We start from the raw sequence: 23,586 nt of genomic DNA on the forward strand, positions 1-23,586 counted from the left end.
TCCCGGACAGGAACGCTGGTGGACCCGGATCATCGAGGATCCGGCCCCGGGCAACCGGTGACCACCACGTGAGACTCCCGGCCGGCTGATTCGGCCGCACCTGCAACCCGAGTCCCCGACCACGAGGGCCGGCACCGGAACCCCGGTGCCGGCCCTCCGTCATCCCGCCTTGGGCCGAGGCCCTTCCACCGTGGGTTCGTCGTCCTCCGATCCCCGCCGCGAGCCCGCGAGGGTGCTCTCGTCGTCGTCGACACCCGAAATGCCCGGCTCACGAAGATCGGGAACAGTGGGGTCGTCCCGTCCCGCCGCAGCGGGTTCGCCGGGACCGCGGTCCTCGTCGATCATCACGGTCACATCCGGCTCGGGCGCGGAGATCACGGTCGGCTCCTCGTCGACGCCGGTCCCGCGGGTGATGACCGAAGTGGTCGGCTCCTCCGAACCGGGCACCGAGATCGTCGGCTCGTCCCCGACCGTGAGAAAGGCGGTCGGCTCATCGTCACCCGGTGAGAGGAAAGTGGTGGGCTCGTCGTCGTCCGCGGGATCGGCATGCTCCTCGGCAGCCGAGGACGACACCGACGGTTGCGGGCGCACTCCGGGGGTGAGGAACGCGGTTTCGGCGGATCCGACACGCACGTAGACCGTGTCTTCCTCGTCGAAATGATCCGAGTCGCCGGGCGGATCGTCGTAGCGATCGAAACCCGGGATCATGTGCGGCCGATCGTCCCTCGGCGCGACGATGACCTGGGTCTCGTCGCTGTCGGTCTCGCGAGCCCGGCGTTCCTCCTCAGCCCAGCGCGTCTCCCATTCCCAGTCGTCGGCCTCTTCCGGAACTGCCGAACCGGGCACCGAACCAACATCCGCTCCCAGCCCTGAAGCAACGTCCTGGCCTGGCCCTGGGACAGCGTCCGCGCCCGGCGATGAAGCAACGTCCGCACCCGGGCCTGGGACAACGTCCGCGCCCGGCGATGAAACGACGGAACCGACCGGGCTCTCCGACTCGGCGGGCAGATTCTCGACGCCCGGCCCCGCGCTGCTGACTCCCCCGGGAGAATCGTCGTCCCCGACCATCCCGCCAGTGACCACCGCGGCCGTGCCGGACGTCTCCACCCGCCGTTCCGCCGAGGCACGGCTCATTTCGGCAGCCAGATCGGCCTCACCGGCGCGACGTGCCTCGCCCGCGCCGCGCCGCTCAGCCGCAAGCCGAGCCGCCCCGGCCGGCTTCGAGCCGCTCAGATCGTGACCGCCGGGAGCCGGCTCACCACCGGCTCCGGCAACCGACGGATCCTCCCCGGTCGCTCCCGAGCCCGTATCCGCAGGACCGGAGTCCACAGACCCGGAACCGGCCGAAATCGCCCCGGTGCCCGGGGTGACGACCCCGCGCGATGAGGCCGAACCGCCCCCAGGAACGGAGGTCGACCCGCCCCCGGCACCGAAGGTCGGGCCGAACTCAGCAGCAGAAGCCGAGCCGACATCCGGGGTAGAGACCGAGCCGGCCCCAGACGTAGACGCCGAGCCGGCCCCAGAGGTAAAGGCCGCGCCAGCCCTGGAGCTAGCAGGGCCGGACGAAACAGAACCAAAATTACCAGATAGGGACGAATCAGACCCAGAAGGAGAAGGACGGCGCGGACCAACTTCCGGCCGGACCGGCCCGGACGCTCCATGATCGGTACCGGACACTCCCGAATCAGCCGGAACGGAAACGGGCGAACCGGGGTCGGCAGGTGCGGTCCCCGCCGCGTCGGCGGACCGGTCGTCGGCAGACCGGGAGTCGGCAGACCGGGAGTCGGCGGGCTGCCGGGATCGCTGCTCGGCGTAGGCGCGGGCCTGCGAGCGGATGGCCGAGGCCTCGGTGGCCGCGCGATCGAGCCACCCCTCCCACCGCTGCTGCATGGGCCTGATCAGCCCGCCACCGACACCGACGATGATCACGCCCGCGACGGTGGCGAGAATGGTGATCAGGAGGGGCCGGGTCACCGAGGTGGCGATGCCGATCTGGTCGAGCCCGGCGATCACGCCGAGGGTGACGATGACGGCGGCGGCCACCTTGGCGAGGACGCGCCCGTACGCGAGACCGCCCAGAGCGGCGAGCAGCAGGTCGTGGGCGGCGCGGGCGATGGCCGTGGTGACGACGACGATGACGATGGCGACGAGGACCTGTGGCAGCCAGGAGATCAGGGCGGTGATCAGGTCGCTCGCCGGGTTGGGCCCCCAGATGCCGAATGCGGCCTGCAGCGTGAACAGCAGCACCACCGCGAAGACGAGCCGGGCGCAGACGTCGGTGACGCTCGGTGTGCCGGGTCTCAGGAGACGCCCGGCCGGGCCGCTGTGCACGAGCCGGTCGAAGCCGGCGCGCCGCAGGGCCTTAGTCGTGACGGTGCGGGCCAGGCGGGCCAGCACGTAGCCGACGGTCAGGATCAGCAGGGACACGAGGACCGTCGGCAGGTAGAGCACCACGGATCGCCACATGTCGTTCAGGCTTCGGGTCAGCCCGTCTCCGGTCATCCGTCCTCCCTGACTCGGCGAGGCGGGACACCGCACACCACCTCACCGAAGGAGTACCACGCCCCTCTGACATTCGGGCGCGCCCCTGCGTAAAGCGGCATACCACCCGGCCCGGCGGGTCAGCGGCGCCAGAGCACGAGGGCTTCGACAACCACCAGGGCGGCGAGGATCGCGAGGACGGCGAGGAGGGCGGCGCGATGCGTCCGGAGACGTTCGGGGGCGGGCGGTGGTCCGGCGGGGTGGGGCGTTCCCGGTTGCGGGTTCGTTCCGGCCATCAGGGGGTACGCGCCCCCGTGCCCCGCCTCGACAGCGCCCATCGTGATCGTCTCGGCCGAGGCGGACCAGGCCGCGAGCGCCGCATACCGGTGGTCGCCGAGGTCCGGTCCGGCTGGTGGCGCGGCTCGCCGGCTGGGCAGCGGCGGCGCGACGGGCGGGGCGGCGGGACGGCGTTCACCGGCCGGGTGGGATCCGGCGGTGTCACGTGTCACACCGTGCAGCGGTTCGATCACGGCGGCGACTATAGGTGCCCGGATGTTCCACTGGCCAAGATCTCATCGCGTATCCGCCGCTCACTCACGGTGAGCACAAGCGCGAATCAGGCTGAGCACCGACCCCGACGCGGCACCGAAGAACGGTCATTAACCGGACGGACGGCCGGTGGGGCATCGTACAAACGGACCACACGGGCTAGGCTTTCCGCATGGTCGGGTCGGGAGGCTTCGGGGCGGGTGGTCTTCACCCGTCCGCGATCACCGTGCTCCCCGTGCAGCCCGCCGGTGTGCAGCACGCCGGCCTGGGCTGTTCGGCGCTGGTGCACGCCTTCGACTGGTCGGCCACCTCGATGGGGCCGATCACGGGGTGGGATCCGGCGGTTCGCGCGGCGGTCGAGCTGGTGCTCTCGTCGCCGGTGCCGATGCTGCTCACCGTCGGTGACGACTTCGTGGTCGTCTACAACGACGCCTATGCCGAGGTGCTCGACGCGCTGCATCCGGCGGCGCTGGGCCGCCCGGCCGCGGTGGCGTTCGGCGCCGCGTGGGAGCAGCCGGGGCTCGGTGACGTGATCCAGCAGGTGCACCGCACCGGCCGATCGGTGCTGGAGCCGGAGAGCCAGGTGCAGTTCGCGACGGGCCGCTCCGAGCCGGCGTTCTACACCCGGGGCCATTCGGTGGTGCGCACGTCGCGGGGCGCGGTGGCCGGGGTGCTGACGGTGGCGGCCGAGACCACCCACGTGATCCACCGGTTGCAGAGCCTGGGCGAGCTGACCGCACGGCTGGCCGGCGCGCTCACCATCGACGATGTCACGCGAGTCGTCCTGACGTACGCGATGATGTCCTTCGATCTTGATCATTGCGTCCTGGCCGTGGACGACGGGCTGGCCTATCGCTATGTCCGCCGCATCCGTGGCGAGATGCTCGACGAGGTGGACGAGCGGCTGCCACCGGTCTGGCGGCGCATCAGCGCAGATCCGGCGGCCCCGGCGGTCGCGGCGGCGGAGAGCGGGCGGGCCACGTTCGTCGCCGACGGTGAGCCGCTCGCGGCGGTCGCCTCGGACCGGCACGAGCGGCGGGTCCGCTCGCTGGCCGCGCTGCCGTTGCGGGCGCCCTCGCTGCGGGGCGCGCTGACCGTGGGGTTCCGCCGCGCGCACACCTGGCTGCCGGCCGAGCGGGCACTGCTGACGGCCGCGGCCGAGCTGGTGGCGCAGGCGGCGGAGCGGGCCCGGCGGTTCGAGGCGCAGCACGGCACGGCGCAGTTGCTGCAGCGCAGCATGCTTCCCGAGCACCTGCCCGAGCTGGAGAGATTCCGGATCGCGGCGCGATATGACGTGGGCGTCGACGGCAACGCGGCCGGTGGCGACTTCTACGACGCGTTCCACCTGCTCGACGGCCGGCTGGCGATGGTGCTCGGCGACGTGGCCGGGCACGACGTGCGGGCCGCCGCGGTGATGGGCCAGGTGCGGGCCGCGCTGCGGGCGATGGCGCTCACCGACCCGGCGCCGCCGAGTGTGCTGGCCGGGCTGGACCGGCTGGTCGGCTCGCTGGGCGCGGAGTCGCGTAACGAGGAGATCTTCGTGACCGTCGTCTACGGGGTGCTCGACCCGTCGGACGGTTCGATCACGCTGGCCAGCGCGGGCCATCCGCCGCCGGTGCTGCGCCGGGCCGGGCGGGGTGGCGAGCCGGCCACCGCCGAGCTGGTCAAGGTGCCGCCCGGCGCCCCCCTGGGTCTGGGCGGGCGCTGGCAGACCGGTTCGGTGCGGCTGGAGCCGGGCGACACGATCCTGATGTTCAGCGACGGCGTGGTGGAGCGGCGTGACCGGCCGCTCAACGCCGGGCTGGACGCGCTGGTCGCCGCGGCGGCGTCGTCGCCCAGCGGTGATCCGCGCAACCTGTGCTCGCTGGCCACGGCCGCGGTGGAGGGCACGACGGACGACGACGTGGCGGTGCTGGCGGTCGAGCACGCGCTGGCGATGAGCCGGTCGGCGACGCTGCAGGTGGCGGCCGAGCCGACCAGCCCGAGCCGGGTGCGGCAGTGGATGACGGCGCGGCTGCGGGAGTGGGGTGTGCCGGAGGCGGTGATCGGCGCGGCGATCCTGTGCACCAGCGAGCTGACGACCAACGCGCTGCTGCACGCGGGCACGCCGGCGCAGGTGCACATCGATCTCAATGCGGAGCGCCTGCTGGTGTCGGTGGCCGACACCGGCACCCGGGGCAGCGTGATCCGGGCGCACGCCGACACGCTGGCCAGCCGGGGCCGGGGCCTGGGGCTGATCGAGGAGCTCAGCGACTCGTGGGGCACCGATCCGACGGTGCGCGGATCGACGGTGTGGTTCGAGATGCTCTTGGCGGGTAAAGCGCGGGCATGATGTCCCCGGGCGTACAGGTGCCCGATCTGCTGTTCGCGCTCTTCGGAGTGGGTGCTCTGCTCGCCGGGATCCTGCCGCGCGTGCTGGAGCGGCGTCCGCTGTCGATGCCGATGGCGTTCCTCGGGCTGGGGTTGCTGCTCTTCGGGTTGCCGCTGGGCCTGCCGGAGGCCGATCCGCTGGCGCATCCGGGGCTGACCGAGCACCTCACCGAGGTGTGCGTGATCGTGGCGTTGATGGGCGCCGGGCTGAAGATCGACCGGCCGTTCGGGCGCCGGCGGTGGGCGTCGACGTTCCGGCTGCTGCTCATCGCGATGCCGGTGACGATCGCGGCGGTGGCGCTGCTCGGCTGGTGGTGGGCCGGGCTGGTGCCGGCGTCGGCGTTGCTGCTGGGCGCGGCGATGGCGCCGACCGATCCGGTGCTGGCGGCGGATGTGCAGGTCGGCGAGCCGACCGACGAGGAGGATTCGGAGGACGAGGTACGGTTCGCGCTGACCTCGGAGGCGGGGCTGAACGACGGGCTGGCGTTCCCGTTCGTCTACGCGGCGATCGCTATCGCGGCACACGGCCTCGACCCGGCCGGCTGGCTCGGCGGGTGGGTGCTGACCGACATCCTCTACAAAGGTGTGGTCGGGCTGGTCGGCGGCATCGCGATCGGGAAGTTTCTCGGCAAACTGTTCTTCCGGGTCAAACGGGACTCATTGCGGCTGGCCCGGCATTCCGAGGGCTTTCAGGCCCTGGCGGCGACCTTTCTGGCGTACGGGCTGGTCGAGGTCGCCGGCGGCTACGGTTTCCTGGCCGTATTCGTGGCCGCGCGGGCGATCCGGGCGGCTGAGCGCTCCCACGAGTACCACCAGGTGCTGCACGATTTCGCCGAGCAGATCGAGCGGCTGTTGACCGTACTGCTGCTGCTGTTGCTCGGTGGCGCCGTGGTCGGCGGCCTCCTGGCGCCGCTCACCTGGCCGGCCGCCCTCGCCGGCCTCGCGCTGATCTTCGTGGTCCGCCCGCTGGCCGCGTTCGCCGCGCTGCGCGGCGCCCCCGGGCGCCCGTCGGAACACTGGGTGATCGCGACGTTCGGCATCCGTGGCGTCGGCACGTTCTATTACCTAGCGTATGCAGTGACACATGCCGATTTTCCGAACGAGGAAGTCGTCTGGGCGACGGCGGCATTCGTCGTCGTCGTATCCGTGGTGCTGCACGGCGTAGCCGCGACACCGGTGATGCGTCACCTGGATCACACACCTGCTTACCAAGCGTAGTTTAAAACTGCTCTAAACCAGACAATGAACCGGCTGGTGGTGACGAAGCGTTATCAGTGCCGTAGAGTACGAAGGTAACTGGGGATGTCCACCATGGAGCGGCTCATGCGGATCAGAGGCTATGCACCCTTGACACCTTGCTGGGTGGAACTGGCGAGTGCGGACCCCGCACGCGCGGCACAGTTTTACGGAGAGTTGTTCGGCTGGGAGTCGGCGGGTGATCGGTTCAAGCTCGGGGGGCGCGCTGTCGCCGGCCTCACCCGCAGTCAGTACGACCGGCCCGACGGCTGGCTCACCCACCTGAGCACGCCCGACCTCGAGGAGACGCTCGAGCAGGTCGCCCTGTCCGGCGGCCACTGCCTGAGCCACCCGGCCGAGGCGCACGGCGGACGGCGCGCGATCGTCGCCGACCCGAACGGCGCCATCATCGGCCTGTGGCAGGCGTACGACTTCGCCGGCGCACAGGCCGGCGGCGAACCGGGCACGATGTCGTGGCCGGAACTGATCACTGACGACCCGGACGGCGCGGCCCGCTTCTACGGCTCGGCGTTCGGCTGGCTGCTCAACCAGCAGTTCGGCTCCGGCGAGTGGCTGAACCAGGCTCACGACGCCATCGCCGGCCTCGCCCCCGGATACCGCGGCGCCTGGTGGCGTGCCGCCTTCCAGGTCGAGGACATCCAGGCCGCGGCCGATCACTGCGAACGCCTCGGCGGCGCGGTCATCATGGAGCCGTCGGAGGCCGGGCTGACCGCCCTGGCCGAGCTGCGTGACCCGTTCGGCACCCGCTTCACGGTCGCCGCGCCGGTGCACCACCCGGTCGAGCTGACCGTTTCCCTGGGCACCCTGCCCGCCTGGGACTGACCGATACACATCACCTGGTAGCAATTCGGAAGAGGCCGACCCTTCGGGGTCGGCCTCTCCGTGTTCCCCGCCGTCTCCGGGCAGAACCCGTCCGGGCGACAGGTGGTGATCTCCGGGTGTGAACATGAGCGGGGCGGGTAATGGCACAGGCGTTCGACACTCGCGAGGGAAGGACGGCGTCATGACCGACCAGACGAACGCCGGCAATGCCATCAAGGATCCGCAGGACTGGACCACCGGCGACCAGCCGGCCACCGGGGCGCAGGAGTCCTATCTGCGCACTCTCGCCACCGAGGCGCACGAGGACGTCCCGGATGGGCTGACCAAGGCGGACGCGTCCCGCAAGATCGACGAACTGCAGGAGAAGACCGGCCGCGGCGCCTGACCCCGCGCCGCCGCACAGGCCCTGTACGGCTTCCATCGCTGTCGTGCGACACCGGTGAAAGCCGTACAGGGCCATTTTTCGCGCGTCAACCACGGTTGACAGGCCGCATGTGTCAACGTAAGTTGACGTCATGACGGAAGCTACCGATCTCGCCGCCGCCGCCGGCAGCACCGACCCACGGGTGGGGCTGCGGGCGGTCGTGGCGCTGCGCCGGCTCCTCGAGGGCCTGGAGCGCCTGCAGGTGGCGAACGCCCGGGCCAAGGGCTGGTCCTGGCAGGAGATCGCCGACGCGCTCGAAGTGACCCGCCAGGGTGTGCACAAGAAGCACGCCAAGCTGCTGCCGATGCCGGACCCACGGGAGGATTGAGATGTTCGAGCGGTTCACCAGGGCGGCCCGCGAGGTCGTGATCGGCGCGCAGACGGAGGCCCGGCAGCTCGGGCACGAAACGATCGGCACCGAGCACACGCTGCTGTCGCTCGTCTCCACGGGGAACGGCGCGGTCCGGGAGGCGCTGCGCGGCGCCGGGGGCGAGGTCGACGAGGCTTACGTCCGGGAGGCGATCGTCCGGCACGTCGGCGACCACAGCGAGGCAGCCGTCGTCGCCGACCGGGATGCCGAGGATGCGGCGGCGCTCAAGTCGATCGGCATCGACCTCGATGCGGTGCGGGCCGCGATCGAGGAGAACTTCGGGGCGGGCGCGCTGCACCTGCCCCGGCCCGCGCCGAGGAAGAGGGGCATCCTCGGGCGGTTCGCCCCGACGGCGACGACCGGGCACCGGCCGTTCTCGGCGCGCAACAAGAAGGTGCTCGAGCTGTCGCTGCGTGAGGCGATCCGGCTCAAGCACAACTTCATCGCGCCGGAGCACATCGCGCTGGGCATCCTGCGCGAGGGCCGGGGCCTGGCCATGCTGATCCTCGCCGAGCGGGGCGTCGACGTCGACGCGGCGCGGGAGCGGCTCACCCAGTCGCTGAACACGCCGGCCGCGTAGTGGCGTAGAGCAGGCGGTCCCGCCACTCGCCGCGGATGTGCAGGTAGTCCTTCAGGTGGCCCTCGTAGAGGAGGCCGGCCTTCTCCAGGACCCTCCGCGAACCGGTGTTGGCGGGATCGCAGGTGGCGGCGACACGGTGCAGGCCGATCCGGTCGAAGGCGAAGGCCAGCACCGCGACCGCGGCCTCGGTGGCGAAGCCCTGGCCCCAGGCGGAGCGGGCCAGGGTGTAGCCGAACTCGGCGCGGGCGTGGATGCGGCTGGTGACGCGGAGCTCGACGGCGCCGATCAGCCGGCCTCCGTGCTCGACGGCGAACGGGTGGACGCCGTCGGCCGGGTGCACGGCGCCGGCCACGAAGGCCTCGGTCTCGGCCGGCGTGTTCGGCCCCCAGTCCATGTGCCGGACCACCTCGGGGTCGCTCGCGTAGGCGTGCACGGCGTCGGCGTCGCCCGGCCGGAACGGGCGCAACCGGAGCCGCGTGGTGGTCAGTTCGGTCACCGGGCCACGGTAGCCGGGACGTTGCCCGGTCCGGGCGGGGGCGGGTAGCCGTACGCCATCATGGGTTTTCGAGGCGCAGGCGCATCGCGGGCTCGGACGTGCGGGCGAACCCCAGCGCCGTGTAAAGCGGCTCGCCGTCCGGCGAGGCCTTCAGGTCCGCGACGCGGACGCCCTGGTCGCGGAACCATCCCAGGAGCGCCTCCATGCAGGCGCGGGAGTATCCGCGGCGGCGCATGCCGGGATCGGTGACCACGTTGAAGACGTAGCCGACGCGGCCGTCGGGGCTGTACGGGTTGCCGAGGTGCTCGTCGATGACGCCGACCGCGCACGCGGCGAGGCCGGGGCCGTCGGGGTTCTCCACGACGAAGGCGGCGAGCACCGGATCGGGCGCGGTCAGGCGGCGCAGCAGGGAGGCGCGGGCCGGGGCGCGCCAGTCGTCGTTCCACCCGGCGCTCCGGAAGATCTTCAGCAGGACCGCGCGGAGGCGGACGAGCTCATCGACGTCGGCGGCTGTCGCTTGGCGGATTTTCACGCGTACACCCTAACCTTATTTCAGATTTGAAGTTTCAGATTTGAAGGAGTACTGTTTCCGGCATGGCCGAACCGCTGACCGGGACGCAACTGGCGCACTGGCGCACCTTCATCGAGAGCTCGTGGGCGTTGCACACCCGCCTCGAGGACGAGTTGCGCGCCGCCACCGGCCTGAGCATGAACGACTACCACGTGCTCGTCGCGCTCGCCGACGCGCCGGGGCGGCGGATCCGGATGGGCGAGCTGGCCAGCCGCCTGGTGCTGTCGCCGAGCCGGATCACGTATCAGATCAACTCCATGATCAAACGCGGGCTGGTCCGCAAGGAGAGCTGCCCCGACGACGGGCGTGGCCAGGAGGCCGTCCTCACCGAGGACGGGCTGACCGTGCTGCGCGAGGCCGCCCCGGCGCACCTCGCGACCGTCCGCGAGAGCTTCATCGATCATCTCGACGACGAGGAACTGGCCGTGATCGGTCACGTCTTCGCCAGAATCAGGAAGGTGTGAGACCCATGCCCGCCATCACCGTCGACGACGTCCTCGTTCTGCCCCGCCTGCCCCAGCTCGACCCGGTGACCACCGAGTTCCGCGCGGTCCGGCGGCTGACCACCGCGCCCCAGGGCTACGAGGGCGAGGGCTTCCCGGTCCGCCGTGCCTTCGCCGGGGTGCCGATGTCCGAGCTCGACCCGTTCATCCACCTGGACCAGATGGGTGAGGTCGACTATGCGCCGGGCGAGCCGAAAGGCACCCCCTGGCACCCGCACCGTGGGTTCGAGACGGTCACCTACATGATCGACGGGATCATGGACCACCAGGACTCGCTCGGTGGCGGCGGCTCGATCTCCAACAGCGACACCCAGTGGATGACGGCCGGCTCCGGGATCCTGCACATCGAGGCGCCGCCGGAGCACCTGGTCACGAGCGGTGGACTCTTCCACGGGCTGCAGTTGTGGGTCAACCTGCCGCGGGCGGCCAAGATGATCGACCCCAAATACCAGGACATCAGGGGTACGAAGGCGGCCCTGCTCACCACACCGGACGGCGGCGGGCTGATCCGGGTGATCGCCGGGGAGATCGCCGGACACCGTGGTCCGGGGTCGACGTTCACGCCGATCAACCTGGCCCACATCACCCTGCAGCCGGGCGCGCGGCTCGACCTGCCGTGGCAGACCGACTACAACGCTCTCGTCTACACGCTCGCCGGCGAGGGCTGGGTCGGCACCGACATGCGGCCGGTCCGGCTCGGGCAGCTCGCGACGTATGGTCCGGGCGAGGCGATCCGGGTCGAGGCGAAGACCGAGCTCGACCTGTTCGTGATGGGCGGGCAGCCGATCCGCGAGCCGATCGCCCACTACGGGCCGTTCGTGATGAACACCCAGGCCGAGTTGAAGCAGGCGTTCGAGGACTTCCAGAAGGGACGGCTCGGCGTCGTCCCGGCGGCGCGCATCCCGCACACCGACTGATTACGCTGAGCGGTATGGACCGCATCGAGCGATTCGCCGACGTCGTGGTCCGGGCCGGTGTCAACATCCAGCCCGGGCAGGGAGTCATTCTTCGTACGGACACCGCGCATCTGGAGATCGCCCGGGCCGTCGTGGCCGCCGCCTACGCGGCCGGGGCGGCCTGGGTCGAGCCGATCTGGTCGGACGGCCCGATGCGCCGGTCCGCCGTCGATCACGCCAGCCTGGAGTCGCTCTCGGCCAGCCGCGGCTGGGCGTTGCAGCGCATCCGGGAGTGGGCCGAGCAGGGTGTCGCGTCGATCGCCCTGCACGGCGACGCCGACCCGCACCTGCTCGACGGCGCCGACCCGGTGCGTGCCGCCGCCTTCCCGGCCGAGGAGGTCCGGGCGCTGCGCGAGCAGGTGATGAGCAGGCTCCGCTGGACCATCGTCGGCGCGCCCAACCCGGGCTGGGCCAACCAGGTCTTCGGCGAGCCGGACACCGATCGGCTGTGGGAGGCGGTGTCGACGGCGATGCGCCTGGACGCCCCGGACCCGGCGCTGGCCTGGCGGGAGCGGGCCGCGACGCTGGCCGAGCGCGGCGCCCGGCTCGACGAGCTGGAGCTGACGTCGGTGCGTTACGTGGGTGACGGCACCGATCTGACCGTCGGCCTGATCCCCGGGTGCCGGTGGACCGGTGGCGGGCTGGTCGACGCGGCCGGCGTGCCGTTCATGCCGAACATCCCGACCGAGGAGGTCTTCACCAGCCCCGACCGGCGTTCGGCCGAGGGCGTGATCCGGGTGACGAAGCCGCTGGCGCTCAGCGGCAAGATCGTGCACGGCCTGCGGCTGGAGCTCGCCGGCGGGCGGATCGTCTCGGTCGACGCCGACTCCGGCGCCGACGTCGTGCGGGCCCAACTGGAGACCGATCCCGGCGCCCGCTCGCTCGGCGAGGTGTCCCTGGTGGACTCGGACAGCCGGATCGCGCGGACCGGGATCGTCTTCCACAACACGCTCTTCGACGAGAACGCGGGCTGTCATGTCGCCTGGGGGTCGAGCTTCGCCTTCGCGGTGCCCGGCGGCGCCGGGATGACCGTCGCCGAGCGCGAGGAGCTGGGCCTGAACACCTCGGCAGTGCACACCGACGTGGTGATCGGCGGCGAGGGCATCACCGTCACCGGCACCGGGCCGAAGGGCACCGTCGAGATCATCCGCAATGACGAGTGGGTGCTCTGACCGTCGCTGATCACCACCGGGCGTGCCGTCGGTCCCGCCAGGGCCGTCCGTCCGGGTCATAGACGAGGCGGTACGCGGGGAGCGCCCACAGCCGCTGATGCCACGGCAGGCGCTCGGTCTCGTGCGGGACCAGCCGCCCCGGCGGGCGCGGCCCCACCCGGCCGCCGTCGCGCCAGTCCCGCAGACGGTCCGCCGCCGCGGTCACCGCCTCGACCGCGCCGGCCGGGTCGATCAGATCGGCGTCGTCGCCGTCGGCCCGGTCCAGGTGCTCGCGCATCAGGGCCAGCCGCAGGTCACGGGGGAACCGGCGGGCCCCGTCGCCGAGGCCGGCCGGGTCACGGGGCTCACGCTCGTCGCGGGTGTCGTCGAGGACCGCACAGGACAGCTCGCTGTCATGCGTCCACGAACGACGGTTGAAGTTGTCGCTGCCGACACTGCACCAGATGTCGTCGATCACGCAGACCTTCGCGTGCACGTAGATCGGAGTGCCCGCGTGGTTCTCCAGGTCGAAGACGTGCACCCGGTCCGGGTCGACCCGCCGGCACAGCTCGATCGCCTGCTCCCGGCCGACCAGGTTGGGCGGCAACGCGAACCCGCCGTCCACATCCGGGTGACGCGGCACCACGGCGATCAGGTGCAGCTCCGGCTCGTCGCGCATCTCCTCGGCGAAGAGCTGGGCCACCTCCTTCGACCACAGATACTGATCCTCCAGGTAGATCAGCCGGCGGGCCCGCTTGATCGCCTTGGTGTAGCCGCGCGCCACACTGCGCTCGCCGAGCCGGGCGAACCCGTAGGGCGGCCGCATCGCCGGATAGGTCCGCAGCACCTGGACGGTGTGCGGGCCGCACTCGGGCGGGTCCGGCGGCTGCTCGGGCAGCGGGTCGGGGCTCATGTCCTCGTGACGCAGCCGGTCGGTGATCGTGGCGATCGGGCCGTCCTGGTCGAGCGGCACCCGGTCGCACCACCGCTCGCGGAACGACTGGTCGAGGGTGCCGACGACCGGGCCGCGCAGGGCGAGCTGCAGGTCGTGCCAGGGCGGATTCGGGCCGTACTGCGACGCCATCTGGACCGCCTGCGGATCGCCGTGGTGCTCGGCGTCGTCGCGGCGGCTGTGACACAGGTCGATGCCGCCGGCGAAGGCGATGTCCAGCTCGGGACGGTCCGGATGGCGCAGCACCACGAGTTTCTGATGGTGTGACCCGCCACGCCGGACCCGCTGGTCGAGCAGCACCTCGCCGCCGGCCGCCTCGATGTCGTCGCTGAGGTTGCGGTTCTCCTCCTCGCTGTACGCCAGCTTGTCCAGGTGCGAACGCCAGAGCAGCCCCTTGACGATCACGCCACGGGCGGCCGCCGCGGCGAACAGCTCGGCCACGGTCGGGCCGTCGTCACTGGTGCGCTCGTCCGGGTCGCCACGCCAGTCGGTGAAGAACAGGTGGTCACCTGCCTTCAGCTGACTGATTTCGGTCACCAGCCGATCGAAGTAACTTTGCCCGTGAATAAGTGGCTCGACCGTGTTTCCGGTGTTCCATATGGGTATGGAGGTGTCCGGGTTGCCGCGTTCGGCAGCGGAGAGAAGCCATTCCTGCGGCGGCACTGCAGCCCCTTCGAGGTCGACGACGCCCTCACCGTAAGCCTCCCGACCGCTGCCCGCATCCGGAGCGACGACCCGCGACCCCTCGGAGGACAGGACACATGAGCAGTGAGCCGCTGACCACCACACCCATCGCCGAGGCCACCGACACCGCCGAGAAGGGGCTGCTCATCGCCGTCCTGGTGCTGGTGCTCCTGGGCACTACCGCGATGCTGTCGATGTTCTGACCGCGAACATCGTCGGAACCGGCGACCCGCCCTCGGCGAACCCCTCCAACCGCAGGCCCGCCTCCAGAAAGGCGGTCAGCAGGCCGGCCAGCGGCCAGTGGCTGGCGCCGACCTTGTCCCGGACCCCCTTGTCGGTCCAGGACGCCTTCGTCCAATGCCCGTCAAGATACCCGGTACGGACGACGACCGCGGCCGGATCGCTGCGGTCGGCGAATCCACCGCAGAACGCCGGGTGCACGCCGATGTGAACGAACCGTCCGCCCGGGCGCAGCACCCGGCTCACCTCGCGCAACACGGCGGGGTAGCCGGGCATGTCGGTGTGCGCCATCACCGTGATCGCGGCGTCGGCCGAGCCGGTCCGCAACGGCAGCCGGGTCGCGTCGGCGCGGGCGACCGGCAGCCGGCCGGCGGCGTGCCGCAGCATCCCGGCGGACAGGTCCACACCGACCGGGCTCCAGCCCAGCTCACGCAGCTGCGCCGCGTGGACGCCGGTGCCGCAGCCGACCTCCAGGCAGCGGCCCGGGCCGGGACCGAGCTGCTCGGTGATCGCCCGCCGGATGCCGAGCGGGTCACCGGGCAGGCTGCCGGGCAGGAATTCGGTCTCGTACCAGTCCGCGATCTCGTCGTAGGCCGCTCTCATCGGTCGAAGGTATACCCAGCACTACCCCGGAAGGTGTCCCTGGACGGCTGGGCCGGGCCGCGCGCCGATGGCTACGGTGAGCCGGTGCTGATCGATGCCTTGAAGGACCGCCGCTACCTGGTCACGGCCGGCCCGTGGCGGTCGCTGCTGCACCTGGCCCTGACCGCCCTGATCGCCGCGCCGGTCGGCTTCGGGTTCTGGATCCTGCTGCTGCCCTGGCTCGTCGTCGGGCAGGAGGTCACCGAGGGCCGCGAGCCGAAACCGGCGGTCGTCGTCCTGATGATCCTGTCCGCGTCGCTGTTCGCCGTCGCCGGTCCGGCCGTGGCGCTGCCACTGGCCGCGCTGGAGCGGCGCCGGATGCGGATCCCCGCCCCGCACCGCCCGCTGACCTCCGGCCCGCTCGCCTGGTTCACCGCCCGCTATCGGGAGGAGTCGACGTGGCGGGCCGTCGCCTACGCGGTGCTGCTCGCCCTGGCCGCTCCCCTGCTGTGGCTCGGCGCCGCCCTGGTCACCGTCTTCGAGACGGTGCTGCTGCTCAGCCCTTGGATCGCCGAGTGGCGCCTCGGCGACCTGGTGATCCACGGCGGCCCGGAGTCGGTGCCGTTCCAGGTGATCGGTGTGGCGCTGCTCCCGGTCCTGCTCTACCTCGCCGGCGCGGTGGCGGCGCTGCACACCGCGCTGGCCCGGCGGCTGCTCGGCGGCGCCGACGGCCTGCGCGACCGGCTGACCGAGGTGTCGCTGTCCCGGGCCCGGCTCGTCGACGCGTTCGACGCCGAGCGCCGCCGGATCGAGCGTGACCTGCACGACGGCGCCCAGCACCGGCTCACCAGCCTCACCCTCCAGCTCGGCATGGCCCGGCTCGACCTGCCCGGCGACTCGCCCGCCGCCGAGCCGCTGGGCCGGGCCCACGATCAGGCGAAAGAGCTGATGGTGGTGCTGCGTGACCTGGTGCACGGCATCCGCCCACAGACACTCGCCGACCTCGGGCTTCCCGCTGCGCTGTGGGAGCTGGCGGCGAATTCGCCGGTGCCGGTGGCGGTCGACGCCGAGATCACCGGGCGGCTGCCGGAGCGGATCGAGACCACCGCCTATTTCGTGGCGGCGGAGGCGCTGACCAATGTGGCCAAACACGCGCACGCCACCGCGGTGCGGCTGAGCCTGACCCGGGCCGGTGAGGTGATCGTGCTGGAGATCCTCGACGACGGCCGTGGCGGCGCCGACCCGGCCCGCGGCTCCGGGCTCACCGGGCTGGCCGACCGGGTGGCCGCGGCCGGTGGCAAGCTGCTGCTGGCCAGCCCGGCCGGCGGCCCGACCCTGCTGCGGGTCGAGCTGTGACCCGGGTGGTCCTCGCCGAGGACGGGGTGCTGCTGCGCGAGGGGCTGGTCGGGGTGCTGGTCCGGTTCGGGTTCGAGGTGGTCGCCGCCGTCGGTGACGCCGCCGAGCTGCTGGCCGCGGTCGAGCGGCACGACCCGGGGCTGGTGATCACCGACATCAAGATGCCGCCGTCCTTTCAGGACGAGGGGCTCCGGGCCGCGGTCCGGCTCCGGCAGACCCGCCCCGGCCTGCCGGTGGTGGTCCTCAGTCAGTATGTGCAGCAGGACTACGCCGCCGACCTGATCGCCACCGGCGACGGGGTGGGCTATCTGCTGAAGGACCGGGTCGCCGACATCGCCGAGTTCGTGGCCGCGCTGCGCAGCGTGGTCGCCGGTGGCACCGTCGTCGACCCGGATGTGGTCCGCCGCCTGATCAGCCGCCCGCAGGATCCGCTGGCCGGCCTGTCCGGCCGCGAGCGCGAGGTGCTGGCGCTGATCGCCGAGGGCCGCTCCAACTCGGCGATCGCCGCGGCCCTGTTCATCAGCGAGCCGGCGGTCGGCAAACACGTCGGCAACATCCTGGCCAAACTGGGCCTGCCCCCGACCGACGACACCAACCGGCGGGTGCTGGCGGTGCTGGCCTTCCTCCGCGCCCGATGACTCCCCGGTGCCGACTCCCCCGCTTCAGCCTTCGCGCGGCCGCCGCCGACACCTACGCCGGGTCGGCACTTCCGCTGGCCGCCACACCTCCGCCAGCCACCGCGCTTCCCCGGTCATCGTGGTACCTCCGCCAGCCGCCGGGCTTCCCCCAGCTCCTGCCTTCCGAACTCACGGCTCGGCCGACTTCTTCAACTTCCGCAGCTCTCCGACATCACCGCTTCAGCGGGTTCGGTGGGCTGCACCACATCCCTGCCTTACAGCCCTCACAGCGGCGCCGGCCTCCTCTGCCTCCGCCTTCCCGGTCCGCGGCTTCCTCCGGCTCCGCCCCCTCAGGCTTCGCGGTCCCTTCGGCGTGCGGGATCCGCGAGTTCCCGCGACTCCCCGGCTCCCCGGCTCCCCAGTTCCGCGGTTCCGCGGTTCCGCGGTTCCGCGGTTCCGCGGTTCCGCGGTTCCGCGGTATTTGGCTACTCCGGTGTGTCCGGGTTGTGGGGTATGGGGGTGTCCGGCGGGGCTGGGGGCGTTGTGGTCAAGGTCCAGCGGTGAGGCGCCCAGATCGGGGTGGCCGGTTCGCCTACCAGGGCGAACCCGATCCGCCACGAGTGGATCGACGGCCGGTTCAGGGACCACCAGCGGTCCGCCAACGCCGTGCCGACGGCTGTGCATCGTTCCGCCTCCGGGCCCGAGGCGAGGATCGCGCCGTCGGCCAGCACCACAGCGCCTGCGGCCTCGCTGTCGTCGAGGACCGCGAGGTAACTCTGCTCCCGGCCGGGGATCGAAGCGTGGCTGACCCGGGGATGCCAGGCCGCGGCCGCGAACCAGAGCCCCCGGTAGGCGTCGGCGTCCAACGGCGGCCGCCACCGGGCCGGCGCGACCTCGTCCAGGCCTTCGAGACCGGCGGCGACCGGCGGGTGGCTGCGCGCATGCCGGACGCCGAGCGGCCCGGCGGCGCCCATGAAACCGGCCGCACACACCACCGTCGCGCTCAGCGGTCCGGTGCGGACGTCCGCCGCCCCCAGCGATCCAGTGCGGATGTCCGCCGCGCCCGCGGGTCCGGTACCGATGTCCGCCGCACTCAGCGGCTCGGTGCGGCTCTCTGTCGCGCCCAGTGGTCCGGTGCGGGCGTCCGCCGCACTCAGCGGCTCGGTGCGGCTATCCGTCGCGCCCAGTGGTCCGGTGCGGGCGTCCGCCGCCCCCAGCGGCTCGGTGCGGATGTCGAGGACCGGGTGGATGCCGCCGTGGGCGACCGGGACGATCAGGCGGCCGCCGGGTTCCAGCCGGTCCAGCCAGTGTGGGGAGACTCCGGAGACGCCGACGGTGACGATGATCCGGTCGTAACGTTCCTGTGGGCCTCCGGTGTAGCCGTCGGCGGTTTCCACCCGTACCCCGGATATGCCTACCCTGGCCAGCGCGGACCGTGCCCGGGCCGCAACGTCGGCCTGAACGTCCACGGTGGTCACCACGGCGCCGAGCGAAGCGAGGAGCGCCGCGTTGTAACCGGTGCCCGCGCCGATCTCGAGGATCCGCATGCCGGGCGTCACGTCGAGCGCCTCGATCATCGCGGCCATCAGCGACGGCTGGCTGGACGAGCTGACCGGGACGTCTCCGGCCAGCTTCGTGACCAGCACGTCGTTGCTGTAGACGGTCGGCAGGTAGTCGGGGTCGGCGGGCATGATCCGCCGGCCGTCGCGGCTGTGGAAGCCGTCGGCCACGAAGACCTCGCGTGGCACCGTCGCGAACGCCTCGGCCAGCGCGGGCGGCAGCCCGTCGCCCCGGATCTGCTCGAGGTAGCGCCGGCGGACGTCTTCCATGACTGACACGGTACGGAATACGCCGCCGATACGGTGAGAACCGTGGATATCCGGAGGTCACGCCATCAGAAATCGGGCCCGGCCAGATCGACGGCGGTCTGCAGGCAGCGGCGGATGTCGTCGGCGTGGTACGGCCACTCGGACGGCTCGATCCTGGCGAGGAACCCGTCGTAGACGACCGCCTGACGGAGCAGTTCCACCGGCTGCAGCAGTTCGGCGGCCCGCAGCGCGTCGTGGTCCGGCCACAGTTTCGCCCACTCGGCGAGCGCCTGGGGCTCGCCCGGCATCCGCACCGCGTCGAAGGCCGGGTTGCCGATCGCGGCGTCACCCCAGTCCACGATGGTGAAGGACTCGCCGTCGTCGATCACATTGCCCATGTGCAGGTCACCGTGCACAAGAGTGTCCGGGAGACCGCACTCGTCCACCGCGGCGAGCCGGCGCGGCAGATCGTCCAGGAGCGCGCCCAGCCCCGGTATCTCCGAAAGATACGGGCGCGCGATGTCCGGGAGGTTCTGCAGCGAGATGTCGGGGATGCCGGTCGCCCGCAACTCCGGCACCCGGCCGGCGAGGCCCGCCTGTACCGGCTGCCACGCGGCGAGAACCTCCGCCCGGAAGGACTCCGGCGCCCCGTACCGATCCTCGCCGGGCACGTGCGGAATCAGCATCCGCCCTTCGTCGCCGGCGGCCAGCACATACGGCACCAGGTCCGGTGCGACGCCGCCGACGAGCCGGAGCACGGCCGCCTCGTGCGCGAAGAACGGCGGCACCTGTTTCAGCCAGGCCGCCGGCGTGCCGTCGGGGGCGTCGAACCGCCAGATCGCCGACAGGTTCCAGGTGCGCTGCTGCCGGGCGGTCAGGCCGGTCATCCCGAGCCGGTCCAGCGCGCCCGCCGCCCAGGCCAGCGACGCGGTGACTCCGGCCGCCTCGGCGTAGGCGGCGCGCAGCGGGTGCGGCGTCAGGTCGGCGTCGGCCGGCAGCAGACCCGCCGGTCTCCCGGGTGTCATCGCCAGGTAGGTGACGTGACCGCCGGGCGGCTTGCGGTCGCCGTGCAGCAGCCGCAACACGGTGACGTCGACGCCGGCGCCCGCCACCACCTCGGTGGAGTCCTGCCACCAGGGCAGCTCGACGGTGAACGGCGGCAACTGCCCGAGAAGCTCGCCCGACGGATCGACGAGCACGAGAGAGACGGTACGGCTCACCGGCCGAGTCTCGCACGCAGGAACGTCCGGTCCGCACGGCCCAGCAGTCGCAGCCGGGCCATGCCACCGTCGGGGAAGATGTCGAGCCGTACGTGTGTCACCTCGGGCGCCTTCCACAGCGCGAACCGGTGCGGGGTGTCCGGCCGCAGCGCCACCCGTGGCAGCAGCTCGAAGGTCCGGTCCCGCGCGTCGATGCCGGTCAGTGTCGCCCAGCCGGGGGCGTTGCCCTTGAAGTGGCTGGTGTCGAGGTCGCCGAAGCGCAGCACGGCCGGGGCGGCGAGGCGCACCAGCACCCAGTCGTTGCCGTCGTCGCGGCGGCGGGACGTCTCCCAGCCGTCGCCCATGTTGCGGGCCAGGCCGGGCATCAGCATCCGCTGCGGGTTGCCGTAGAACTTGTTGCTGCAGTCGACGACGGTCGCGCCGTACTCGGCGGCGGCCACGTCGAACACCTTCGGCAGCAGCTCCGGGTCGGGCACCACCTCGCCGTGCACGCGCAGCCGGGCCACCCCGCCGTCCGGGAAGATGGTGAGCCGCACGTGCGTGAACCGGCGGCGGTCCGTCACCGGGTACAGGTTGCGGCCGTCACCCTTCAGCGGCGACTTCGGCAGGATCTCCACCCAGTCGGCGGCGGCCAGCTCCTCCGGCCCGGGATAGCCGGACAGCTCCACGGCGTCGACCGAGGCGTACGGCGGGAAGTTGCCGGTGAAGAACGCGGTGTCGATGTCGACACCGTGCACGATGCCGGGCGCGCCCAGCCGGACGATCGCGAAGTCGTGGCCCGGCGTCCGGCGGCGGCGCGTCTCCCAGCCGTCGTACACCTGTCCCTTGTGGTCGAACGTCTTCGGCGCGTGGCTCGGCGCCTCCGGCAGCACCAGATGGTCGGCGGCGGCGAAGAACTCGTCGTTGGCGTGCACGACTCCTCCGCCGAAGGCCCGCGACGCGAGGTCGGGCAGCGCGCTGAAATCCATCAGATCTCCCTTGCCAGGAACGTGCCGCGGGGGTCGTCGCCGGTCACCACGCCGCCGCGCAGCCAGGTGGTGCGGACCACACCGCGCAGGACCTTCCCGGCGTACGGCGTGACCGGGTTCCGATGATGCAGGGCGTGCGCGTCGACGACGAACTCCTCGTCCGGCTCGAACGCGACCAGATCCGCGTCGGCGCCGACCGCGATACGGCCCTTGTTGCGCAATCCCACCAGATCGGCGGGGCGGCGCGCCATCCACGTCACCACGTCCGCGAGGGTATGCCCCCGTCCGGCGGCCGCGGTCCAGATCACCGGAAGACCCAGCTGCACCGAGGCGATCCCGCCCCACGCGGCCGCGAAGTCACCGGTGTCCTGCCGTTTCAGGTCGGGCGTGCACGGCGAGTGGTCGCTCACCACACAGGTGATCAGGCCGTCGGCGAGAGCCTCCCACAGCCGGTCGGCGTTCGCGGAGTCACGGATCGGCGGGCAGCACTTGAACTCGGTGGCGCCGTCCGGGATCGCGGCCGCGTCCAGGGTCAGGTAGTGCGGGCAGGTTTCGGCGGTCACCCGTACCCCCTCTGCTCGTGCCCGGGCGATCAGCGGGAGCGCGGAAGCCGCGGAGAGATGCAGGATGTGCGCGCGACGGCCCGCGGCGCGGGCCACCTCGACGGCGGTCGCGACCGCGGCATGCTCGGCGTCCTGCGGGCGAGAGCTCAGGAAGTCGGCGTACGCGGGGGAGCTCGCCGCCTCGCGCAGGTGGTCCGGGTCCTCCGCGTGGATCACGAAGAGGGCGTCGACCGCGTTCATCGCCTCGGCGAGCTGCGTGGCGTCGACCGGCGGGAACTCGGGCACCCCGGAGTCGGCGAGGAACGATTTGAACCCGAAGACCCCGGCGGCGTGCAGGCCCGGCAGGTCACCGGCGTTGCCGGGGATCGCGCCGCCCCAGAAGCCGACGTCGACGTGGCACTGACCGGCCGCGGCCGCCCGCTTGATCGTCAGCGCCTCGGTGTCGACGGTCGGCGGGAGGCTGTTCAGCGGCATGTCGATGATCGTGGTGACGCCACCGGCCGCGGCCGCCCGGGTCGCCGTGGCGAAGCCCTCCCACTCGGTCCGGCCCGGCTCGTTGACGTGCACGTGCGTGTCCACCAGGCCGGGGAGCAGCGCGGTGTCGCCGAGATCGACGTCCTCCGCGGCCTCGGCCACGGCGTCGTAGGGCAGCACCGCCACGATCGTCCCGCCGTCCACCACGACCGCGGCGGCCCGCTCACCGTCCGGTGTCGTCACGCGCCGCGAGCGCACCACAAGATCAGCCATGGGGTGGACCTTAGCGACGCTTTGTTTCACCAGGCGCTCATCACGGCGCCGCACCGGCCCTCACCGCGGCCGTCCGTTCTCACCTGGCGCGCATCGGGCCGGTCAGGGATGCCGTTACCGGGCGTAGCGGAGTACCGTGCCGCTCCATGGTGCGACGATGGAGCGTGGCGGCCCTGGCCGCTCTCTGCGGTGTGCTGATCGCGGCCGCCCGGTTCGGCGACGGCGCGCCCGGCACGGCCGCCCTGCTGCTGGGCGCGTTCCTGGTGCTCGCCTTCGTGCTGTCGCCGCTCGCGTTCCCCCGGGCCGCCGCGGAGGACGACCGCCCGGTCGTCTACTGGCGGCCGGGCTGCGTCTTCTGTCTCCGGCTGCGGGCCCGTCTCGGCGCCGACGCGGACCGGTTGCGCTGGGTCGACATCTGGCAGGACCCGTCCGCGGCCGCCGCGGTCCGGGAGATCACCGGCGGCGACGAGACCGTGCCGACCGTGGTGATCAACGGCCGGGGCCACGTGAACCCCGACCCGTCCTGGCTGCGCGACCAGATCGTGCCGGCCGCGCCCGGCGCCACTCAGGCCTGAACCAGCTGCCCGTCGGTCCACCGCAGGAACCGGTCGAACAGCTCCGTCGGCGGCCCCGGTGGCAGCTCGGTCATGGCCCGGTCCAGATGCCCCCACATGTACATGGTCAGCATCACCCGATCCGCACCATCCGACAGGGACGCGCGCGCCGGGGCGCACGGCCACGGGTCACCGCACGCCCGGCACTCCCACGACGGCCGTTCACAGACATGCTCTGCATCACTCTGAGTAACCGACTTGCTCACTGAACGACACTCCCTCGCGTTGCGCGCGGTCCCGCCCCGTAGTACTCCCCACAGGCGCGAAAGGTTCGATCCACACGGGATTTGCCAGTGCCGCTATGGTCTGACTCAGTCGATACGGACCATCACGGAAGGCAACCGGCGTGACGAACCAGCAGCCCGCGATGAACACCGGACCCAACATCCTCCTGCGCGGCGCCGCCGTCGCGGTCCTGGGCGTCGCCGTCCTCGCTTTCGCCGTCCTCGCGGTCATCGATCCGGCATCGCTGATCAGCCTGGCGCCGGACTGGTTCGGCGAACCGGGCGCCGCCTCGATCCTGGCCGGCCTCGGCCTCGCCGGCCTCATGGCGGGCCTGCTCTACAAGGCCGTCCGCGAGGGCAATCGCGGCCACGAACAGCTGGCGACGTGGCTGACCCTGGCGGCGCTGCTGATCGTCCCGATCTTCTCGATGGTCTGATTCAGCGGTACGGCCACACCTCCCGAACCGCAGCACCCCGATCC

Annotated in this window: 25 protein-coding genes; 14 read left to right on the plus strand and 11 right to left on the minus strand. The window is 71.9% G+C overall.

The window, feature by feature from the left end; translation table 11 throughout:
• Positions 1–159: 159 nt before the first annotated feature.
• Positions 160–2,502, minus strand: coding sequence for a mechanosensitive ion channel family protein (locus tag BM290_RS47260; protein WP_143133739.1), 2,343 nt, complete (start codon positions 2,500–2,502; stop codon positions 160–162).
• Between the two features lie 119 nt (positions 2,503–2,621).
• Positions 2,622–3,011, minus strand: coding sequence for a hypothetical protein (locus BM290_RS14255; RefSeq protein ID WP_093614049.1), 390 nt, complete (start codon positions 3,009–3,011; stop codon positions 2,622–2,624).
• Positions 3,012–3,202: 191 nt separating this feature from the next.
• On the opposite strand from BM290_RS14255, the gene BM290_RS14260 reads away from it, so the two are divergent.
• The 6 genes from BM290_RS14260 (at position 3,203) to BM290_RS14285 (ending at position 8,853) form a co-directional block, all read left to right on the plus strand.
• A complete protein-coding gene (locus tag BM290_RS14260; protein ID WP_093614051.1) occupies positions 3,203–5,362 on the plus strand; it encodes an ATP-binding SpoIIE family protein phosphatase in 2,160 nt (719 codons plus the stop codon).
• On the plus strand, positions 5,359–6,618 hold the full coding sequence (locus BM290_RS14265; protein ID WP_239143531.1) for a cation:proton antiporter: 1,260 nt from the start codon (positions 5,359–5,361) through the stop codon (positions 6,616–6,618). The genes BM290_RS14260 and BM290_RS14265 overlap by 4 nt, the downstream gene beginning before the upstream one ends.
• A 144-nt stretch (positions 6,619–6,762) precedes the next feature.
• Positions 6,763–7,479 (plus strand): VOC family protein, encoded by a 717-nt coding sequence (locus tag BM290_RS14270; RefSeq protein ID WP_239143532.1) that lies wholly within the window; start codon positions 6,763–6,765, stop codon positions 7,477–7,479.
• Positions 7,480–7,660: 181 nt separating this feature from the next.
• Positions 7,661–7,864: a DUF3072 domain-containing protein gene (locus BM290_RS14275; RefSeq protein WP_093614055.1), complete on the plus strand. Its 204-nt coding sequence runs from the start codon at positions 7,661–7,663 to the stop codon at positions 7,862–7,864.
• A gap of 130 nt (positions 7,865–7,994) precedes the next feature.
• Positions 7,995–8,231 carry a helix-turn-helix domain-containing protein gene (locus BM290_RS14280; RefSeq protein ID WP_093614057.1) on the plus strand — a complete coding sequence of 79 codons (237 nt, stop codon included), beginning with the start codon at positions 7,995–7,997 and terminating at the stop codon, positions 8,229–8,231.
• 1 nt (position 8,232) lies between these two features.
• On the plus strand, positions 8,233–8,853 hold the full coding sequence (locus tag BM290_RS14285) for a Clp protease N-terminal domain-containing protein (RefSeq protein WP_093614059.1): 621 nt from the start codon (positions 8,233–8,235) through the stop codon (positions 8,851–8,853).
• Here BM290_RS14285 and BM290_RS14290 read toward each other — a convergent pair.
• Positions 8,822–9,349, minus strand: coding sequence for a GNAT family N-acetyltransferase (locus tag BM290_RS14290; RefSeq protein ID WP_093614061.1), 528 nt, complete (start codon positions 9,347–9,349; stop codon positions 8,822–8,824). The genes BM290_RS14285 and BM290_RS14290 overlap by 32 nt on opposite strands.
• Before the next feature lie 58 nt (positions 9,350–9,407).
• The gene (locus BM290_RS14295; protein WP_093614063.1) at positions 9,408–9,881 is read right to left on the minus strand and encodes a GNAT family N-acetyltransferase; all 474 of its coding nucleotides are present in this window, start codon (positions 9,879–9,881) and stop codon (positions 9,408–9,410) included.
• A gap of 62 nt (positions 9,882–9,943) precedes the next feature.
• Between BM290_RS14295 and BM290_RS14300 the strand changes: the two genes are divergently transcribed.
• From BM290_RS14300 to BM290_RS14310, 3 genes are read left to right on the plus strand one after another with little or no spacing between them, the layout of a single operon-like run.
• Positions 9,944–10,384 (plus strand): MarR family winged helix-turn-helix transcriptional regulator, encoded by a 441-nt coding sequence (locus BM290_RS14300; protein ID WP_093614065.1) that lies wholly within the window; start codon positions 9,944–9,946, stop codon positions 10,382–10,384.
• 5 nt (positions 10,385–10,389) lie between these two features.
• A complete protein-coding gene (locus BM290_RS14305) occupies positions 10,390–11,340 on the plus strand; it encodes a pirin family protein (protein WP_093614067.1) in 951 nt (316 codons plus the stop codon).
• Positions 11,341–11,354: 14 nt separating this feature from the next.
• Entirely contained in the window at positions 11,355–12,551 is a 1,197-nt protein-coding gene (locus tag BM290_RS14310) for an aminopeptidase (protein WP_093614069.1), read from the plus strand.
• 10 nt (positions 12,552–12,561) lie between these two features.
• On the opposite strand, the gene BM290_RS14315 is transcribed toward BM290_RS14310, so the two are convergent.
• Complete coding sequence (locus tag BM290_RS14315; RefSeq protein ID WP_093614071.1) at positions 12,562–14,145, minus strand: phospholipase D family protein; 1,584 nt, start codon at positions 14,143–14,145, stop codon at positions 12,562–12,564.
• A gap of 98 nt (positions 14,146–14,243) precedes the next feature.
• On the opposite strand from BM290_RS14315, the gene BM290_RS50640 reads away from it, so the two are divergent.
• Entirely contained in the window at positions 14,244–14,369 is a 126-nt protein-coding gene (locus BM290_RS50640) for a hypothetical protein (protein WP_275413261.1), read from the plus strand.
• Here BM290_RS50640 and BM290_RS14320 read toward each other — a convergent pair.
• Positions 14,344–15,009, minus strand: a complete 666-nt coding sequence (locus BM290_RS14320) for a class I SAM-dependent methyltransferase (RefSeq protein WP_093614073.1) — start codon at positions 15,007–15,009, stop codon at positions 14,344–14,346. The two genes, BM290_RS50640 and BM290_RS14320, sit on opposite strands and share 26 nt — an antisense overlap.
• An 84-nt stretch (positions 15,010–15,093) precedes the next feature.
• Between BM290_RS14320 and BM290_RS14325 the strand changes: the two genes are divergently transcribed.
• Positions 15,094–16,344, plus strand: a complete 1,251-nt coding sequence (locus BM290_RS14325) for a sensor histidine kinase (protein ID WP_093614721.1) — start codon at positions 15,094–15,096, stop codon at positions 16,342–16,344.
• Positions 16,341–16,982, plus strand: coding sequence for a response regulator (locus BM290_RS14330; RefSeq protein WP_093614075.1), 642 nt, complete (start codon positions 16,341–16,343; stop codon positions 16,980–16,982). Before BM290_RS14325 ends, BM290_RS14330 begins: the two co-directional genes overlap by 4 nt.
• 464 nt (positions 16,983–17,446) lie before the next feature.
• Here the strand turns inward: BM290_RS14330 and BM290_RS49690 are convergent, their stop codons facing one another.
• The 4 genes from BM290_RS49690 to allB all read right to left on the minus strand — a co-directional run bounded on the left by BM290_RS49690 (position 17,447) and on the right by allB (position 22,267).
• A complete protein-coding gene (locus BM290_RS49690) occupies positions 17,447–18,790 on the minus strand; it encodes a protein-L-isoaspartate O-methyltransferase family protein (protein ID WP_239143533.1) in 1,344 nt (447 codons plus the stop codon).
• Positions 18,791–18,855: 65 nt separating this feature from the next.
• Entirely contained in the window at positions 18,856–19,989 is a 1,134-nt protein-coding gene (locus BM290_RS14340; RefSeq protein ID WP_093614077.1) for a phosphotransferase family protein, read from the minus strand.
• Complete coding sequence (gene alc / locus BM290_RS14345; protein ID WP_093614079.1) at positions 19,986–20,957, minus strand: allantoicase; 972 nt, start codon at positions 20,955–20,957, stop codon at positions 19,986–19,988. The genes BM290_RS14340 and alc overlap by 4 nt, the downstream gene beginning before the upstream one ends.
• Positions 20,957–22,267, minus strand: a complete 1,311-nt coding sequence (allB, locus tag BM290_RS14350; protein WP_093614081.1) for an allantoinase AllB — start codon at positions 22,265–22,267, stop codon at positions 20,957–20,959. Before allB ends, alc begins: the two co-directional genes overlap by 1 nt.
• A 146-nt stretch (positions 22,268–22,413) precedes the next feature.
• Here allB and BM290_RS14355 point away from each other — a divergent pair, with 146 nt between their 5' ends.
• A complete protein-coding gene (locus tag BM290_RS14355; protein WP_093614083.1) occupies positions 22,414–22,842 on the plus strand; it encodes a glutaredoxin family protein in 429 nt (142 codons plus the stop codon).
• Here BM290_RS14355 and BM290_RS50645 read toward each other — a convergent pair.
• A complete protein-coding gene (locus BM290_RS50645; protein WP_275413262.1) occupies positions 22,833–22,958 on the minus strand; it encodes a hypothetical protein in 126 nt (41 codons plus the stop codon). The two genes, BM290_RS14355 and BM290_RS50645, sit on opposite strands and share 10 nt — an antisense overlap.
• 269 nt (positions 22,959–23,227) lie before the next feature.
• Between BM290_RS50645 and BM290_RS14365 the strand changes: the two genes are divergently transcribed.
• Entirely contained in the window at positions 23,228–23,542 is a 315-nt protein-coding gene (locus BM290_RS14365; protein WP_093614087.1) for a hypothetical protein, read from the plus strand.
• The last annotated feature ends 44 nt before the right edge of the window (positions 23,543–23,586 follow it).

It is taken from the genome of Actinoplanes philippinensis (genome assembly GCF_900113015.1).
Taxonomy (GTDB): Bacteria; Actinomycetota; Actinomycetes; order Mycobacteriales; family Micromonosporaceae; genus Actinoplanes; species Actinoplanes philippinensis.